The sequence below is a fragment of the Synechococcus sp. SynAce01 genome, assembly GCF_001885215.1.
In the GTDB taxonomy this organism is placed as follows: Bacteria; Cyanobacteriota; Cyanobacteriia; order PCC-6307; family Cyanobiaceae; genus Regnicoccus; species Regnicoccus frigidus.
The window spans coordinates 2,463,676-2,480,746 of record NZ_CP018091.1 but is presented as its reverse complement, the minus strand read 5'-3'; the positions used below and the strand labels follow the sequence as shown (position 1 = coordinate 2,480,746).

Annotated in this window: 18 protein-coding genes and 1 tRNA gene; 15 read left to right on the top strand and 4 right to left on the bottom strand. The window is 63.8% G+C overall.

What is annotated here, in order from left to right:
• The first annotated feature begins 222 nt into the window (after positions 1-222).
• The 3 genes from pstC to pstB all read left to right on the top strand — a co-directional run bounded on the left by pstC (position 223) and on the right by pstB (position 3,057).
• Entirely contained in the window at positions 223-1,176 is a 954-nt protein-coding gene (pstC, locus tag BM449_RS12920) for a phosphate ABC transporter permease subunit PstC (protein WP_071801567.1), read from the top strand.
• Positions 1,177-1,278: 102 nt separating this feature from the next.
• The gene (gene pstA / locus BM449_RS12915) at positions 1,279-2,172 is read left to right on the top strand and encodes a phosphate ABC transporter permease PstA (protein ID WP_071801566.1); all 894 of its coding nucleotides are present in this window, start codon (positions 1,279-1,281) and stop codon (positions 2,170-2,172) included.
• A 72-nt stretch (positions 2,173-2,244) separates the two neighbouring features.
• A complete protein-coding gene (gene pstB, locus BM449_RS12910; protein ID WP_083544558.1) occupies positions 2,245-3,057 on the top strand; it encodes a phosphate ABC transporter ATP-binding protein PstB in 813 nt (270 codons plus the stop codon).
• Positions 3,058-3,240: 183 nt separating this feature from the next.
• On the opposite strand, the gene BM449_RS12905 is transcribed toward pstB, so the two are convergent.
• Positions 3,241-3,327: transfer RNA gene (locus BM449_RS12905), tRNA-Ser, on the bottom strand.
• Between the two features lie 62 nt (positions 3,328-3,389).
• Between BM449_RS12905 and BM449_RS12900 the strand changes: the two genes are divergently transcribed.
• From BM449_RS12900 to rpmB, 8 genes are all read left to right on the top strand, one after another.
• Positions 3,390-3,758 carry a 2Fe-2S iron-sulfur cluster-binding protein gene (locus BM449_RS12900; RefSeq protein ID WP_071801564.1) on the top strand — a complete coding sequence of 123 codons (369 nt, stop codon included), beginning with the start codon at positions 3,390-3,392 and terminating at the stop codon, positions 3,756-3,758.
• Positions 3,755-4,669, top strand: coding sequence for an inositol monophosphatase family protein (locus BM449_RS12895; RefSeq protein WP_071801563.1), 915 nt, complete (start codon positions 3,755-3,757; stop codon positions 4,667-4,669). Before BM449_RS12900 ends, BM449_RS12895 begins: the two co-directional genes overlap by 4 nt.
• Positions 4,670-4,738: 69 nt before the next feature.
• Positions 4,739-5,926, top strand: coding sequence for an ATP phosphoribosyltransferase regulatory subunit (locus BM449_RS12890; protein ID WP_071801562.1), 1,188 nt, complete (start codon positions 4,739-4,741; stop codon positions 5,924-5,926).
• Between the two features lie 51 nt (positions 5,927-5,977).
• Positions 5,978-6,199: a ferredoxin family protein gene (locus tag BM449_RS12885; protein ID WP_071801561.1), complete on the top strand. Its 222-nt coding sequence runs from the start codon at positions 5,978-5,980 to the stop codon at positions 6,197-6,199.
• A gap of 3 nt (positions 6,200-6,202) precedes the next feature.
• Positions 6,203-6,814 carry a cytochrome b/b6 domain-containing protein gene (locus BM449_RS12880; RefSeq protein ID WP_071801560.1) on the top strand — a complete coding sequence of 204 codons (612 nt, stop codon included), beginning with the start codon at positions 6,203-6,205 and terminating at the stop codon, positions 6,812-6,814.
• A complete protein-coding gene (locus BM449_RS12875) occupies positions 6,811-7,500 on the top strand; it encodes a molybdopterin-dependent oxidoreductase (protein ID WP_233830767.1) in 690 nt (229 codons plus the stop codon). Before BM449_RS12880 ends, BM449_RS12875 begins: the two co-directional genes overlap by 4 nt.
• 100 nt (positions 7,501-7,600) lie before the next feature.
• Positions 7,601-9,457, top strand: a complete 1,857-nt coding sequence (gene htpG, locus BM449_RS12870; protein ID WP_071801559.1) for a molecular chaperone HtpG — start codon at positions 7,601-7,603, stop codon at positions 9,455-9,457.
• 112 nt (positions 9,458-9,569) lie between these two features.
• A complete protein-coding gene (gene rpmB / locus BM449_RS12865) occupies positions 9,570-9,806 on the top strand; it encodes a 50S ribosomal protein L28 (RefSeq protein WP_071801558.1) in 237 nt (78 codons plus the stop codon).
• A 70-nt stretch (positions 9,807-9,876) separates the two neighbouring features.
• Here the strand turns inward: rpmB and csaB are convergent, their stop codons facing one another.
• Positions 9,877-11,007 (bottom strand): polysaccharide pyruvyl transferase CsaB, encoded by a 1,131-nt coding sequence (csaB, locus tag BM449_RS12860; protein WP_083544680.1) that lies wholly within the window; start codon positions 11,005-11,007, stop codon positions 9,877-9,879.
• A gap of 82 nt (positions 11,008-11,089) precedes the next feature.
• Between csaB and BM449_RS12855 the strand changes: the two genes are divergently transcribed.
• The 3 genes from BM449_RS12855 to psaK are packed head-to-tail and all read left to right on the top strand — an operon-like array spanning position 11,090 to position 12,076.
• Positions 11,090-11,389 carry a DUF2499 domain-containing protein gene (locus tag BM449_RS12855; RefSeq protein WP_071801554.1) on the top strand — a complete coding sequence of 100 codons (300 nt, stop codon included), beginning with the start codon at positions 11,090-11,092 and terminating at the stop codon, positions 11,387-11,389.
• The gene (locus BM449_RS12850; protein ID WP_071801552.1) at positions 11,386-11,760 is read left to right on the top strand and encodes a DUF3593 domain-containing protein; all 375 of its coding nucleotides are present in this window, start codon (positions 11,386-11,388) and stop codon (positions 11,758-11,760) included. Before BM449_RS12855 ends, BM449_RS12850 begins: the two co-directional genes overlap by 4 nt.
• A gap of 58 nt (positions 11,761-11,818) precedes the next feature.
• Positions 11,819-12,076: a photosystem I reaction center subunit PsaK gene (psaK, locus tag BM449_RS12845; RefSeq protein ID WP_071801550.1), complete on the top strand. Its 258-nt coding sequence runs from the start codon at positions 11,819-11,821 to the stop codon at positions 12,074-12,076.
• A 54-nt stretch (positions 12,077-12,130) separates the two neighbouring features.
• Here psaK and BM449_RS12840 read toward each other — a convergent pair whose 3' ends face one another.
• Together BM449_RS12840 and dxs are read right to left on the bottom strand one after the other, a co-directional pair.
• Positions 12,131-13,345 (bottom strand): NAD(P)/FAD-dependent oxidoreductase, encoded by a 1,215-nt coding sequence (locus BM449_RS12840; protein WP_233830764.1) that lies wholly within the window; start codon positions 13,343-13,345, stop codon positions 12,131-12,133.
• A complete protein-coding gene (gene dxs / locus BM449_RS12835; RefSeq protein WP_071801548.1) occupies positions 13,342-15,252 on the bottom strand; it encodes a 1-deoxy-D-xylulose-5-phosphate synthase in 1,911 nt (636 codons plus the stop codon). The genes BM449_RS12840 and dxs overlap by 4 nt, the downstream gene beginning before the upstream one ends.
• 97 nt (positions 15,253-15,349) lie before the next feature.
• Here dxs and ilvA point away from each other — a divergent pair, with 97 nt between their 5' ends.
• Positions 15,350-16,912, top strand: coding sequence for a threonine ammonia-lyase, biosynthetic (gene ilvA / locus BM449_RS12830; RefSeq protein WP_071801547.1), 1,563 nt, complete (start codon positions 15,350-15,352; stop codon positions 16,910-16,912).
• Positions 16,913-17,071: the final 159 nt, after the last annotated feature.

Here is a 17,071-nt window from a genome sequence, read left to right as displayed (position 1 = left end):
GGACCCCCAAATCGAAGACCCAAACTACCGGCTCTTCAGGCCTGTGGCCGAGGGGAGCGGCCAGAGCCGCCCGCACCTCCAGCCGGCCGAGGGCCGAGGGGATCAGGCGGAGACTGGGGGATTAACGCGTTCTTAGTGGATGGAAGCGGGGGGTCAGTTCTAGATTTTCGCTAGTTCAGGTGTTGAACTTTTGACGATGCGTACTTTTTCCCTGCTCCTGCGATGAGACCGGAGCCACCTGTGGATCGCTTCAAATTAAGGCGTCGCCCGCCCTCAGAACGCTGGATTGACAGTGGCTTTCGCAGTCTCACCATTCTGCTTGCCTCCACCGTCGCCATCGTTCTGGTGGGGATCTTTCTTGTTGTGTTCCAAGGCGCCCAAGACGCGATCAAGGCCTTCGGGCTGACATTTCTGACCACCTCCAGCTGGAACCCGGTCACCGGTGAGTACGGGGCCTTCACGGCGATCTACGGGACTTTGGTGTCGTCGTTGTTGGCGCTGCTGATTGCGGTTCCGCTGGGAGTTGGCACGGCAATTTTCATCACCGAAAATCTGATCCCAACCCGCTGGCGCGACATCATCGGGGTGATGGTGGAATTGTTGGCTGCGATCCCCTCAGTGGTGCTTGGCCTTTGGGCCATCTTTGTGATGGAGCCCATCCTTCGGCCCTTTCTCAACTTTCTCCATGCCTCCCTGGGCTGGTTCCCACTGTTCAGCACCACACCAAAGGGTCCGGGGATGGCCCCAGCGATTCTGATCCTGGTGGTGATGATTCTGCCGATCATCACGGCCATTTCCCGCGACGCCCTCAACCAGGTGCCCACGGCCCTACGGCAAGGGGCTTACGGCGTTGGCAGCACCCGCTGGATTGCCATCTTCAATGTGATTCTGCCCGCCGCGATTTCAGCCATCATTGGAGGGGTCATGCTGGCCCTCGGCCGTGCCATGGGGGAAACCATGGCCGTGACCATGATCATCGGCAACTCCACGAATTTCAGCTGGTCATTGTTGGCACCGGGCAACACGATCTCAGCCATGCTGGCCAACCAATTTGGCGAATCCAGCGGCATTCAGGTGTCAGCCCTTCTCTATGCAGCCTTGATTCTGATGCTGCTCACCTTCACGGTGAATATTCTGGCGCAGTGGATTGTCAAAAAGCTCAGCCTCCGCTATTAGTCGTTCAACCTTCAGCTCGGATTAATTATTTCAATTGGTTCTGAATCATACTTATTCAGAAATCCATACCCACAGAACCCGAACTCCAGATCCTGAATCTCGATGACGACCCTGACCCCAGCCATCAAGCATTCATCCCTGTGCTTGAATCCGTCGCTGAGACGCAACCGGCTTGATCGACTGTTCACCACGATTGCTGGTGGCTTCAGCTTGATCGCGGTGCTGCCACTGTTCCTTGTCCTCATCTACGTGATTCTGCAGGGGGGGCGGCTGATCAGCATCAATCTGTTCACCCAACTACCGCCGGCTCCCGGTCTTGATGGAGGAGGGATCGGCAACGCCCTCATCGGCACGTTCGTGGTCACCTTGGTGGCGTCCCTGATTGCCATTCCAGTTGGGGTTGGTGGTGGCATTTTTCTGGCCGAATATTCCAAAAGCGGGCCTTTCGCCCAGTTCATCCGCCTGGGTAACGACATCCTCGCCGGGGTGCCGTCGATCATCTGCGGCGTCTTTGTGTATGGGGCAATCGTGGCGACCCGGGTGTTCTTTGGTCAGTCGTACACGGCTGCCGCAGGGGGCATGGCCTTGGCGATCCTGATGTTGCCCACCGTGATCAAAACCACAGACGAGGGTCTCAGGCTGGTGCCCAAAGCGCTCAGCATGGGGGCGATCGGAGTGGGAGCTTCCAAGTTCGTGACGATCACGCGCATCACCCTTCCCAGCGCCTTCACACCGATTGCCACCGGTGTGGTGCTGGGGATTGCGCGTGCAGCCGGTGAAACAGCACCCCTCATTTTCACCGCACTGTTTTCACCCTTCTGGCCTGAAGGGGTCTTCAATCCGATCGCCACGATGTCGGTATTAATTTATAATTTTGCGATCATGCCATTCGATGCCCAGAACGAACTCGCCTGGGCAGCCTCGTTCGTGCTGGTGGTTCTGATCCTGGGAGCCAACCTCCTGGCCCGCTGGCTGCGCCGTTTTGCAAGCATGTGAGCCCCACCAATCTCAGCGTCATCTGCTCCATCCATCCTTCCTCCGCCGTTTCCCGGCCCTCTCACCATGACCATGACGATGCCCCGCAAGACACCAGCCATCACGAACCAGAGCTGCCTGTCCCTGGAGAAAGTCACGATCAGCTACGGCAGTTTCGAGGCCGTTCGTGATGTCTATCTTGAAATTCCCCGCGGCAAGGTGACGGCCTTCATCGGACCTTCGGGTTGTGGCAAGTCCACCGTGCTGCGCGGGCTCAACCGGATGAACGACCTGATCGAGGGCTGCACTCTCAAGGGCCGGGTGATCTTTGATGGCCAGGACATCTACGCCCCGGAGGTGGATCCCGTTGAGGTGAGGCGTCGGATCGGTATGGTGTTCCAGCAGCCGAATCCTTTCCCGAAATCGATCTACGAAAACATCGCCTTCGGTGCCCGCATCAACGGCTTCACGGGCGACATGGATGAGTTGGTGGAGAGTTCGCTGCGCAAGGCCTTCATCTGGGATGAAACCAAGGACAAACTCAAGGAAAGCGGCAACTCCCTCTCCGGCGGCCAGCAGCAACGGCTCTGCATCGCCCGGGCGATTGCGATCGAACCGGAGGTGATTCTGATGGATGAACCGTGTTCGGCTCTTGATCCGATCTCCACACTGAAGATCGAAGAATTGATGCACGAACTCAAGAAAACCTTCTCGATCGTGATCGTGACCCACAACATGCAGCAGGCGGTGCGGGTGTCTGATCAAACGGCTTTCTTCAATGCCGAGGCCGTCGAAGGTGGTACGGGCAAAGTGGGATATCTCGTCGAGTTTGACGAAACCGAAAGAATCTTCAATTCACCGCTCCAACAAGCCACCCAGGACTACGTCACCGGCCGCTTCGGCTGAACTCGTCGTTGCTTGGGGATGTTTATTCTATGGCCACAATCTATGGCCACAATCTATGGCCACAATCTATGGCCACAATCTATGGCCACAATTTCAAACTCTTGCCATCCACTTGTAGGGACTTCTTGCTTTTTTAGAGCCCAAGAAAAAGCCGGCCTAATGGCCGGCTTTTTGGATGAACTACGGAGAGGGAGGGATTCGAACCCTCGATAGAGTTGCCCCTATACAGCATTTCCAGTGCTGCGCCATCGACCACTCGGCCACCTCTCCATTCGCAGACCAAGGCCACGTGGCAATGTAGCAGTCAGCCTTCTGACGTTCTCGCCGCCGCTATGCGAAAACTGATTCCGATCACGGTCTACTGGCGCCAGCAGAACCGGGTGATTGCATTGGACGTGCCCGAGGGCGACTACATCCTCGCGAGCTTCGAGCAACAGGGAGAACCGCTGCCATTCAGCTGCCGAAATGGGTGCTGCACCACCTGCGCCGTGCGGGTGATTGAAGGCCGCATCGACCAAGGTGAATCTCTTGGCCTCTCCCACGAGCTGCGGGCCCGGGGCTATGGCTTGTTATGCGTCGCCAGGGCCACCGAACCGCTGCAGGTGGAAACCCAGGACGAAGACGAGGTCTACGAGCTTCAGTTCGGTCGCTTTTTCGGGCGGGGTAAGGTCCGCCCCGGTCTACCGATCGAAGAAGAATGAGCAGCAGACCTTTGGAGGCGGGCAGCGGCCATCAGGCCTTGTCCGATCAGGCCTTGGCCGCCTCGGGGCTGGCTCCAACTGAGATCGAACGACTCAGTGGTGTAGCCCGTTCCGCCGCCGCCGCCGGAGCTGCCGTACTGCAGCAGTTCTATGGCCATCTTGAGCAGATCCGCGAGAAAGGCCGCGCTGGAGATCTGGTCACAGAAGCAGATCTGGCTGCCGAGGCGGCGGTGCTGGAGGTGCTCTCGGCCCAAACGCCCGAGCTCGGTGTGCTGGCCGAGGAAAGCGGCCGCCACCCCAGCGAGGCCGCGCTGGAATGGTGCGTCGATCCCCTCGATGGCACCACCAATTACGCCCACTCCTACCCCTTCTTCGCCACCTCGGTGGGCCTCACCTGGCGGGGGTTGCCGCTGCTGGGTGCCATCGAGGCGCCGGCCCTGCGCCAGTGCTACTGGGCGGCCCCCGGTCTGGGTGCCTGGTGCAACGACCAGCGCCTTCAGGTGAGCGGCTGCAGCGATCTGGCCGCGTCGCTGCTGGTCACCGGCTTCGCCTACGACCGCCAGAGCCAGCCCGACACCAACTACGCCGAGTTCTGCTGGTTCACCCACCGCACCCGTGGCGTCCGGCGTGGCGGCTCAGCGGCGGTGGATCTGGCCTTCGTGGCCGCCGGCCGGCTCGATGGCTACTGGGAACGCGGGCTCTCGAGCTGGGACATCGCCGCCGGTGTGGTGCTCGTTGAGCAGGCCGGCGGGGTGGTGAGCCGCTACGACGGATCGCCCCTGCAGCTCAGCGAAGGGCGGCTGATCGCTTCGGCTCCCGGGCTTCACCAACCCCTGATGGCTGGACTGGCCCAATGCCGCCCCTTGCCTGGCGCCTGCTACGGCATCCCTGGCCCTGAGGCGGAAGCCTGACGAGGTGGCCTGAAGCGAGCCTTTCCATAGGATCGCCCCAAGACCACCATCTGCCGCCTGCCGTTCCCCATGGCCTTGCAACCCGCCGCCGGTGCCAGGGATCTCAATCCCGGCCAGGTGGATCGCAACCGCCGCCTCTGCGCCCAACTGGCCACGATCTATCGGCTCTGGGGCTATCAGGAAGTGGCCCCGCCGGCGATTGAACATCTCGACACGCTCCAGCTGCTGCGCAGCAAGCCTCAGAACGATGTGCTGCGATTGGCGTCGGAGGAACCGCTGGGGTTGCGGCCAGAGCTGACGGCCCCGATCGTGCGTGCCGCCTCCACCCGCCTGGCCTCCAGGCCACGGCCTCTGCGGCTGTGGGCTGAGGGCTCGATTTTTCGCACCTTCACCGGCGACGGCGGCGGCCAGCGCATCAGCGAACGGCTGCAGAGCGGCGTGGAGTTGCTCGGGGTGCGCTCGGCCGCCGCCGATGCCGAGCTGATGCGCCTGCTGCTGGCCTGCACCGAAACCCTGGGACTCAAGGCCAGCCACCGGCCGCTGTTGCTGGTGGGTCACCACGGCGTGCTCGGGGCCTTGCTCGATCGGGTGCCGGCGGAGCAGCGCCACGCCTGCCGGCAGGCCCTCACCGATTTCAACCCCCTGGCCATCGGCGCCCTGGAGCTGCCGCCAGGCGACGTGCACCAACTGCAGGAGCTGCTGCAGCTGCGGGGCCAGCCGGCGCGGGTGCTGCCGGAGCTGCAGCGGCAATTGGGCCCGACTCCCCTGCTCGCGGAGCTGGCCACCACCCTGGAAATCGTCGCGCCAGTGGCCGAGCGCCTCGGAGTGGGGATTCAGCTCGACCCCAGCTTCCAGCCCCAGTTCAACTACTACGACGGAATCGTCTTCAAGCTCGTCTGCCAGGGCGAGGAGGCGCCGGTGGAAATTGCCAGCGGTGGCCGTTACGACGCCCTGGTGGAGCGCTTCTGCCCTGATCCAGCCGAGGCAGCCGGGGTGGGATTCGGCTTCCGCATCGAGGAAATCCGCGACCTGATCGACCCGGCCAACCGGGTCGCATCACACCAGGGATCGCGACTGGTGGCCTACGCCAAACAAGGCAGCAACCATGGCGGCCTGGCCGCAGCGCTGGAGAGGCTGGAAGCCTTGCATCGGCTGGGCCAGTCGGCCGAATTGATTCCCGATCCCTGTTTGAACAAACCGGAGGCCGAGGCCATCGCCAGCGCCAGGGGCAGCAGCGGCCTGGACTGGCTCGGCTGAGCCTGCGGCCAGACATTTATAGGATCGGGCGAATCACGCCCAGCCCGCGCCATGGCCCACACCATCGTCACCAACGTCTGCGAGGGCGTGTCTGACTGCGTCGATGCCTGCCCGGTGGCCTGCATTCACCCCGGCGAGGGCGCCAACAGCAAGGGGACCAGTTTCTACTGGATCGACTTCGACACCTGCATCGATTGCGGCATCTGCCTGCAGGTCTGCCCGGTAGAGAGGGCGATCCTGGCTGAAGAGCGCCCCGACCTGCAGCGACGCTGAGCGATGGCCACGGCCCGAAAGCTTGCCCCGATTCGGGGAATGCCCGGCTGGACCCGGGTTCTTCATGTCCTTGATCTGGCCGTGCTGCTGCTGATGGCCGGCAGCGGCCTGCAGATCTATAACGCCAATCCGGTGTTCGGCGGCCGCGAGGGAGCCACCGTGCCGGAGCTGTTCACCCTGGGGGGCTGGCTGGCAGGGGGCCGGGACTGGCACTTCGGCTTGATGGGCCTCTACGCCGCCAATCTCGCGGTCTGGATCGTCCTGCTCTTCGACCAACGCCGGCGGCGCCTGGCCGATGCGGGCGATCTTGAGCGGCTGCGCGCCAGCGAAAACCGCCAGAAACGGCGGCTCTCGGCCCATCGCCTGGTGTACAGCCTGATGCTGGTGGTACTGGGTTTCAGCCTGATCACAGGCCTGGCCATGTACAAGCCGGCCCAGTTCTGGTGGTTATCGGGTCTGTTCAGCTTCGCCGAACCTCTCGGGATCAGCAGTTGGCAGACCCTGCGCGTCAGCCATCTGGCCACGATCCCCGCCATGCTCCTGCTCACGATCAGCCATGCGGTTCTCTCCTGGCGGGTTGGTGGCTTGCGCCTGCTGCGCGGGATGTTTCTGTGAAGCGGCGCCAATGGCTGGGTCTTGGCGTCAGTGGCGGCTCCTCGCTGCTGCTAGGAGGCTGCGCCTTGAACGGCCTCAGCAAAGCCGTGGGCAACGCCACCCAACCACTGAATGAACGCATCGAGGCCCTGATGCAGAGCCGGAATCCGGTGCCGGAATTCCGCCGTGATCAAGTGGATCCAGACGCACTTCTGGTCAATAGCTTCAACGGAGTTCCCCGGCTGGATCCAGAGAGCTACCGGCTGCAGGTCGATGGACTGGTGAGCCAGCCGCTGAACTTGAGCCTGGCCGATCTGGCGGCGTTGCCCCAGCATGATTTCGTCATCCGCCATGTCTGCGTGGAGGGCTGGGCGGCGATCGTGGCCTGGTCGGGGGTGCGCCTGGCCGATGTGCTCAGCCTGGCGGGGATCTCCAGCCTGGGCGGCTATCTGGCGATTGATTCAGCCGACCAGTACTTCTCCACCTGGGATATCGCCGCAGCCCTACACCCCCAGACCCTGCTGGCCACGGGCATGAACGGGGCACCGCTGCCGGTGGTCAACGGAGCGCCTGTGCGCCTGGCCACGCCGATCAAGCTCGGCTACAAGCTCAGCAAATGGGTCACCCGCCTCCAGGTGATCGCCACCCTGGAAACGCGCAGCGGCACCTGGGAAGACAAGGGCTACGAGTGGTTCGCCGGGCTCTAGTGGACGGGTTAAGGGTTCGGTCACCCCTCCCTGGCCGGGCTTGATGGGCCCGGCGCCCCTTTCCTAAGGTCTCCTTGCTGAATCTTTTTTCTTCGATCCCATGACGGTGCTGGAACAGGGCCAGATTCAGATCCACACCGAGAACATTTTCCCGATCATCAAGAAGGCCGTCTATTCAGGCCATGAGGTGTTCCTGCGGGAGCTGGTGAGCAATGGCGTTGATGCGATCAGCAAGCGCCGTATGGCGGCGATGGCCGGTGATTGCAGCGAGGGCGAAGAAGGCAAGATCCAGATCCGCATCGACCGGGAGAACAAAACTGTCACCATCAGCGACAACGGCATTGGTATGTCGCGCGATGAAGTGAAGCGCTACATCAATCAGGTGGCCTTCTCCAGCGCCGAAGAATTTCTTGAGAAATACAAACGCGAAGATGATGCGATCATCGGCCATTTCGGGCTTGGCTTCTATTCCAGCTTCATGGTTGCCGCCAAGGTGGAACTGGTTTCGCTGAGCGCTCGCCCAGAAGCGGAGGCGGTGCGCTGGAGCTGTGATGGCTCTCCCAATTTTAGCCTTGAAGAAGGCGAGCGAGACACACCGGGAACTGACATCATCCTGCACATGCAGGAAGAGGAACTCGAATATATCGAGCCCGCAAGAATCAGGGCATTGATCACCACCTACTGCGACTTCCTGCCCGTAGAAGTGCAGCTGGAAGGCGAAACGGTGAACAAGCGTCAGGCTCCCTGGCGGCAGAGCGCCCGTGATCTCACCGACAAGGACTACATCGAGCTCTATCGCTATCTTTACCCCTTTCAAGGCGATCCGCTGCTCTGGGTTCACCTCAGCACCGATTACCCCTACAACCTTCAGGGCATTCTCTATTTTCCAAAACTGACCGGTCGCGGTGATTGGGAGAAAGGCGAGATCCGGCTGTACTGCAACCAGGTGTTTGTCAGCGATTCGATCAAGGAAGTGGTGCCCCGCTACCTGCTGCCCTTGCGCGGCGTGATTGATTCACCCGACATCCCTCTGAACGTGAGCCGCAGCGCCCTGCAGACCGACCGGCGTGTTCGCTCGATCGGTGGCTTCGTGGCCAAGAAGGTGGGCGATCGCCTCAAGCAGCTGCATCGCGACGAGCCCGAGCGTTACAACGAAATCTGGGAGGGGATTGCGCCGTTCATCAAGATCGGCGCCATGGAAGACGAGAAGTTCGCCGAACAGGTAGCGGATCTGGTGTTGTTCGGCACCACCGCGGAGTCGGCCTTCACCACCCTGGCCGATTACCGCAGCCGCCTGCCGGCAGACAACGACAAACGGGTGCTCTACTGCACCGATGAGGCCGGCCAGGCCGGACCCCTGGCGCTGTGGAAGGGGCAGGGGGCCGAAGTGCTGCTGGCCGATTCACTCATTGACGCCCAGTTCATCCCTTGGCTCGAAGCGCGCCATGAGGACCTCACCTTCCGGCGCGTCGATGCCGAACTTGACGAGAGCCTGCAGGAGGAAGACAGCGGCATCACCGACGCCGAGGGCAAGGACAGTTCCGAGCAACTGCGCAGCCTGTTCAAAGAAGCCCTGGCCAACGACAAGGTGACCCTGCAGGTGCAGGCACTCAAGGGTGAAAGCGCCCCTGCGGCCCTGATCCTGTTGCCCGAGCAGATGCGCCGCCTCAACGACATGGGAGCCCTGATGGAGCAACGGTTGCCGGGCCTGCCCGACCATCACGTGCTGCTGATCAACCGCCGGCACCCGCTCGTTGAAGGGGTGCTCAAGCTCTCGTCCGGAGCCGTGATCACCGGCGGCGGCACCTCACCCACGCGCCAGCTTGCTGACGAGCTCACCCGCCATATCTATGAGATGGCCCGTCTCTCCGTGGGCGGTCTGGAACCCCAGGAGCTGGCTGGCTTCCAGCAGCGCAGCGCCGATCTGATGGGGCGGCTGATGCAACGAGGCTTCTGATCGCCGCAGGATCTCTTGCCGGACCTTTCGGGCACTCCAGCAAGAGATCCACCACCCTTTGATAAAGTGTTGGTTGGGCTTGTGCCCAGTTGTCGTGTCTGAATTGATTGTCATGTCCCGGGTTTGTCAACTCACCGGCAAGCGCGCCAACAACGGCATGGCCGTCAGCCATTCCCACGTGCGCACCAAGAAACTCCAGCAGGTGAACCTTCAGGAGCGCCGCCTTTGGTGGGCTGAAGGCAAGCGTTGGTTGAAGCTGCGCGTCGCCACCAGCACGCTGCGCACCATTCAGAAAAAAGGTCTCGGGGCCTATGCCCGCGAGCTGGGCATCGACCTGTCCAAAATCTGATTTGAGTTGCAGTCATCCACGATCCAACAGCACCTGATTAGTTTTGGGTTCTGTTGGTTTTAATCCAGCTTCACAACAGTTCTGGTTTTAGCCAGCGATTCAGGAGCTTTGCGTGAATGGCGGTACTGGCTCGCAATTCAGCGATTTTGTTTGGTAATGACGGCCGGTCCAGTTGCTGCTCCCAGCTCATCCGCAAGTCTTTGGCCGTTACAGCCTGGTCAAGATCCTGGCAGGGGCAGTCGATTGCACCGGCTGCGGCAGCCACCTTCGGGTCGTAACTGAGCGCCACGCAGGGGGCGCCGGCGAGCGCGGCCAGGATCAGGCCATGCAGGCGCATCGCCACCACCAGCCCAGCGCCACTGAACAGGTCTGAAGCAGCAGCAGGGTGATCGATCTGGCGCTCTTCGCTGCGCTGCAGCAGCCGTTCGGGCACGAGGCCCTCGGCTGCCAGGCGGCAGAGCAGGCCGCGATCTTGATCGCGGTGGAAGGGCAACCAGATCACCTGCCGCTCGCACCCTGCCGCCAAGCTATCCACAGCCTCCAGCAGCGGGCTCCACTGGCGGCCCTCCAGTAGAACGCTGGGTCGCCAGCAGAGCACAATCGGCCCACCAGCCCCCTGCCACACCTGGGCCGGCAGCGACCAGACAGGGTCTGCAGCCACGTCTCCTTGGAGGCCCCAGCTTGAGGCCAGCTGCGCTGAGGCGGCGTCGCGCCAGCTGATCGCCTGCACCAAGGGCAACAAAGAGCGGACCAACAGGCGGCTGCGACGCCTGCTCAGGGGCCCCAACCCCTGGCCCCAGAGCAGAACGGGTTTGCGTCTCAAACGGGCCGCCAGGATCAAGGCGGCGTAATACAGCAAGCTGCGGAAGCTGGTGGAGTCCTGAAGCAGGCTGCCTCCGCCGAGCACCAAGGCCCGGCAGGAGCCCAGGGCTGCCAGCACCGCCGGCAACTGGCGCCGCTGGGTGGTTTCCAGTGCGAAGCAGCGCTCGATCTCAGCCTGGTCGAACGCCGTGACAACCGGCACGATTCCAGCCGGGAGTTGGCCTAACAGGGCCTCCAACAGGGCGTCATCGCCAAGGTTGTGCTCGCCGTAGTAGCCGCAAAGCAACACCCTGGGATCAGCCGCGGCTGATGCAGCCCTCGTCGGGTCGGCAGGGGACGGGTCCACCAGGCTGGGTGTGGAAGTGGGAGGGCGCAGCATCGCATCCGCTTGTCTGGCCGCTCGGGCGCCACAGCCCGAGTTCAAGGCTTCGTACATTACGGAATCTTCGACGGCGGGAGACATGCATGCCCTGTCCCTGCCCACCTGGTGGATCCACATCGCCTCGGTGCTGGAGTGGGCTCTGGCGATCGTGGCGATCACCTTCTGGGGGGAGAGGCGGGATGAGCCGCAATGGCGCTGGATCGCCCTGGCGATGCTGCCGGCACTGGTCAGCGCCATGGCGGCCTGCACCTGGCACCTGTTCGACAATCCCGATGCCCTCAAGGGCCTGGTGGTGCTGCAGGCCTTCACCACCCTGATGGGCAATTTGGCCCTCGCCGCCGCCGCCTGGAACCTGCTGCCCGCCGAGCCCCAGCCATGAGCCTGCTTCCAGCTGGACCGGGCATCGCCTTGCTGGAATCTCTGGCAGCGATTGATCCTGGCCCTCTGTTCGTGATCTCGCTGCTTCCCTACCTGGCATTTCTGCGCTGGGCGGGGCGTAGTGGGCGGATGCCACCGCTGGCCCTGCGGGGGTTCCAGTTCACCTTGGTGTTCGTGGCCGTGACGATCGTGGCCGCCGTGGTCGCTGAACAGCGCTTCGGGCAGCAGCTGGCTGATGTGGACGCCCTCCACGGCGGCGCCGAATCGTTGCTGACGGTCGGCAACCTGATGATCCTGCTGGGGTTCAGTGGCGTCGGCAAGGCAGCGAAGCCGGCGACGGAGCAGGCGAGCACTCCGATGAACAAGTCTTAAGCGGCCGTGACCGCCGCCCGATTCCCCCGGAAGATGGGCCGACACTCACTGCTCCGCGATGCTCGCTCCGCTCCTGGCCATGGCCCCCGCTTCATTCACTTGGTCCCCCAAGGTGGCCCTGGTGATGATCGTCTGCAACGTCGTTGCGATCGCGATCGGCAAGGCCACCATCAATGTCCCGTCAGCAGGGCCGGCCATGCCCAACCCCCAATTCTTCGGAGGTTTCGGGATCGGGGCCGTGCTCGGCACCACTAGCCTCGGACACATCTTCGGCATCGGCGTGATCCAGGGGCTCGCTTCTCGCGGCGTGCTCTGAAACACGACGACCCCCTTTAACGGTTCACCGGGAACCCCTTCAACGGCGCAGCGCTCAGCGCCAGCCCAGCAGGTAGGGCAAGGCTTTGAGGCCATAGCGCTCAAAGCGATAGTCGAACAGCAGGGCGGAGAGATCCTCTGCCCTGCTGGTTTGATGGAGCCCCCGCAGCAGTCGCTCCAGCCGCCGGTCGGCCCTCTGGTCCACCAGGCCCAGCCAGGTGCGGCGGGCCAATCGGCCGCTCAATCCCCAACGCCAGCCCAGTTCCTGGCGCAAGCGAGCTGGATAGCTGTTCAGCCGGGCCGGCGAACCAGCCAGGGCCTCCCGCAGCGGATCCACCAGCAGGCGGCCACTGGTCATGGCGTGGCGAATGCCCTCGCCGCCCAGCAGGTTGGCGGTGCTGATGCCATCCCCAAGGGCCAGCAGCCGACCGCGGCGATGGCGATCCCGGCGCCCGACACTGCTACGGATTCGGCCGCCATGGCGATCGATCACGCGAGCCTCCTCGAGGCCGCAGCGCTGCAACAGCCTCTCCATCCAGGGCCCCAGCGCTGAGGCTCCCGGCCCAGAACCTGGCTTCTCACTCTCCAGCCGGCAGACCCCCAGCTTCAGGCGCCCTGGCTGCATCGGAAACACCCAGCCATACCCCTGGGGCATCCAGTCGCTGCCAAGGAAGAAGCTCAGCCGCTCCGACCAGGCCTGCCAAGTGCTCAGCGGAACTTCCATCAACCATTCGGCCCCGAGACCGCAGACCAGGGGATCGGCGTCAGCCGCCGGTTCACCGATCAACGACCGCTGCTGACCGCTGGCATCCACCACCCAGTCGCTGGTCACCTCCAGGCTGCGACCATCGGCCTGACGCAGCCTGGTGACCATCCGCTCCTGATCCGGCGCGCAGGCCAGGGCCTGGGTTCCCAGGCGCAGCGCCCCGCCCCAGCCCACACATTCCGCCGCCAACCACTGGCGCAGCGCACCGAAATCGAGAACGCCCCCCAAGGGCCGCTCGGCCTGCCAGCGCCAACGGCCGCCGGCGGGGCCATGCAACTGCCAGCCGTTCCAGCGACTGGCCACCAGTTCAGCTGGCAGGCCGAACTGCTCGATGGCCCCGATCGGCAAGGCGGCGCTACTGAAGGCAGCCCGGCGCAGATCGGGCAACCTGTCGACAAGCAGCACATCCAGCTGATGTCTGGCCAGACCCCTGGCCAGCTCGCCACCGGCGGGGCCACAGCCCACCACCAGCACCTGGCAACGGAGTTGCTCAGCTGGGCTCAAACCGCCAACGGCTGGCGCTTGAGGGCAAGGCCGAAACGCTGGCAGATGCGCTCCGCCATCTGGGGCGGGGTGAGCCCGAGGGCCTGTTTGCTCTGGTCAGGGCTGGCGTGATCCACCAGCTGGTCGGGAATGCCGATCCGCAAGACAGGCACCAACACCTCGTTGTCGTTGAGGCTTTCCACCACTGCGGCACCGAAACCGCCAGGCAAGGCTCCTTCTTCCATGGTCACCACCCGGCCGATGCGCCGTGCCAGCGGCAGGATCAGGTCTTGATCAAGCGGGCGCAGGAAGCGGGCATTGACGACCGCCGCCCGCACGCCGTCTTCCTGGAGCAGTCCAGCGGTGGCCATGGCCGGAGCCACCATGGCGCCGTAGGCGACGATCAGCAGGTCATCGCCATCGGCCAGCTGCTCACCGCGGCCGATCTCCAGCGGCTCCCAGCCTTCTTCGGCCAGGGGCACGCCCTCGCCTTCCCCGCGGGGAATGCGCAGCGCGCAGGGGCCGTTGTGGTGAATCGAGGTGACGAGCATGCGCTGCAGTTCGGCCTCATCCTTGGGGGCCATCACCGTGAAGTTGGGGACGGCGCGCAGATAGCTGATGTCGTACTGACCCTGGTGGGTGGGGCCATCGGCGCCAACGATGCCGGCGCGATCGAGCACGAAGGTGACCGGCAGCTTCTGGATGCCCACATCGTGAATCAGCTGGTCGAAGGCCCGTTGCAGGAAGGTGCTGTAGATCGCCACCACCGGCTTGAGGCCGGCGGTGGCCATGCCGGCCGCCATCGTCACGGCATGCTGCTCGGCGATGCCGACGTCGAAGTACTGGCTTGGCAGCGCCTTCTCGAGTAGGTCGAGGCCAGTGCCGGTGGCCATCGCGGCCGTGATCCCCACAACCGTGGGGTCGTGCTCGCAGAGCTTCACCAGGGTCTGGCCGAACACCTTGCTGTAGCTCGGAGGCTTCGGCTTGCTCGACGGGAAGGCCTTGCCCGTTTTGAGATCGAACGCCGACTGGGCGTGATAGCCCACCTGGTCGGCCTCGGCGTAGGGGTAGCCCTTGCCCTTGGTGGTGACCACATGAACCAGTACCGGCCCATCACAGCGGTGGGCCGCCTGGAAGGTGCGCACCATCTCGGCGATGTCGTGGCCATCGACCGGGCCCATATAGGTGAAGCCGAGTTCTTCAAAGACAGCGCCCACCTTGGGCACCGCCAGCCGCTTCATGCTCTCTTTGAGCGTCTTGAGCTCAGTCGGCAGCTCGCCGTGCAGGAAAGGCAGATTCTTCACCGCCTCCTCAGCGCTGCCGGAGAGGAACTGCAACGGCGGGCTCAGCCGCATGCGGTTGAGGTACGTGGAGAGGGCGCCCACCGGCGGTGAGATCGACATGTCGTTGTCGTTGAGCACCACCAGCAGCCGGGTCCTGGGCAGGTGGCCGGCATGGTTGATCGCCTCGAGGGCCATGCCACCGGTGAGGGCACCATCGCCGATCACGGCCACGCATTTGAAGTCTTCGCCACGGCGGTCACGGGCCAGGGCCATGCCCAGGGCCGCCGAAATGCTGGTGGAGGCATGACCAGCACCGAAATGGTCGAAGCGGCTCTCGGCGCGTTTCAGGTAGCCCGCGACCCCGCCCTGCTTGCGCAGGGTGTGGAACTGGCTGTAGCGGCCCGTGATCAGCTTGTGGGGATAGGCCTGATGGCCCACATCCCAGGCCACCCGGTCGATGTCGAGATCGAGGGTCTGGTAGAGGGCCAGGGTGAGTTCCACCACCCCCAGGCCCGGTCCGAGGTGACCACCGCTGGTGGACACCACCTCCAGGTGTTTCTCCCGGATCTGCCTGGCAAGGGCTTCGAGTTCGCCAATGGTCAACCCGTGCAGTTGATTGGGATGGCTCAGCTCACTGAGATGCATGCCCCGCCCTGTTCTGTAACAGTCAATCTACGGGTTGCCTTCAGGGGTCGGGTCTCCTGGTCACCTTTCCTGAAGCGGCGGTTGCCACACTGGGCCCATGGACGACTATCTGCAGCGCATCCTGCGGGCCCGGGTCTACGACGTGGCGATCGAGTCGCCACTCGATCCGGCCCCGAACCTTTCGCTTCGGCTGGGCAACACGGTGCTGCTCAAGCGGGAGGACCTCCAGCCGGTCTTTTCGTTCAAGCTGCGCGGCGCCTACAACCGCATGGTCCACCTCTCTGCCAGTGAGCTGGAGCGGGGTGTGATCGCCGCCAGTGCCGGCAACCATGCCCAGGGGGTGGCGCTGGCCGCCGGCAAACTGGGTTGCCGGGCGGTGATCGTGATGCCGCTCACCACCCCGGAGATGAAAGTGCGCGCCGTGACGGCCCGCGGCGCCGAGGTGGTTCTGCATGGCGACACCTATGACGAGGCCTACCTGGAAGCCCGGCGGCTGGAGGCCAGCCGGCAGCTCAGCTTCATCCACCCCTTTGATGATCCCGAGGTGATCGCCGGCCAGGGCACCGTTGGCCTTGAAATCCTGCGGCAGGCCTCGCCTCCCCCTGACGCGATCTACGTGGCTGTCGGCGGCGGGGGCTTGATCGCCGGCATTGCCGCCTATGTCAAGAGCGTCTGGCCCAAGGTGGAGATCATCGGGGTGGAGCCGGTGGATGCCGACGCCATGACCCGCTCGCTGGCCGCCGGCAAGCGGGTGTGCTTAGAGCAGGTCGGCTTGTTCGCCGACGGCGTGGCGGTGCGCGAAGTGGGCGTTCACACCTTTGAGCTGGCCCAGCGCTACGTGGACGCCATGGTGACGGTGAACACCGATGCGATCTGTGCGGCGATCAAGGACGTGTTCGAGGACACCCGCTCGATCCTTGAGCCCGCCGGTGCCCTGGCCGTGGCCGGCCTGAAGGCCGATGTGCAGCGGCGTGGACTGCAAGGGCGCACTCTGGTGGCGGTGGCCTGCGGCGCCAACATGAATTTCGATCGCCTGCGCTTCGTAGCCGAGCGGGCCGAGTTGGGCGAAGAACGCGAAGCGATGCTGGCGGTGGAGATCCCCGAGCGCACCGGCAGTCTTCGCCGGCTCTGTGAGCAACTCGGCCAGCGCAGCCTGACTGAATTCAGCTACCGGATGGCGGATCCCAACGTGGCCCAGATCTTTCTGGGGGTGCAGATCAGCGGCAGAAGCGACACCAAGCAACTGATCGAACAGCTGCGCGGTGGAGGCTTCGCCTGCCTGGATCTGAGCCGCAACGAGCTGGCCAAGCTGCACCTGCGTCACATGGTGGGCGGCCGCTTGCCCCAAGCGGTGGCCCACACTCCACCCGATAACAGTGAGGAGCTGCTGTATCGCTTCGAATTTCCGGAGCGGCCCGGGGCGCTGATGGCCTTCGTCAGCGCCCTCCACCCCAACTGGACGATCAGCATTTTCCATTACAGGAACCAGGGCGCCGACGTCGGCCGGATCGTGGTGGGCGTTCAGGTGGCCGATGGCGAACGCGACGCCTGGCAGGCGTTCCTCTCTGGACTGGGCTACCGCCACTGGGAGGAAACCGGCAATCCCGCCTATGCCTTGTTTCTCGGGGCCACCCACCGCCCGATTCCCGTGGTGGCCTGAGCCGGAACAGCTGCGGTACGTTGCCGGCAGAGCTCTGCGGGTGAAGGCCGGTGTCGAGCGAGCAAGACCGAGGAGCCAATCAGCCCGTCCCAAAGCAGCCACTGGCTGCCATAAGGGCTGGGGCGCCCCATCAAGCGGGGTCAGCGGCCGAGTCCATCT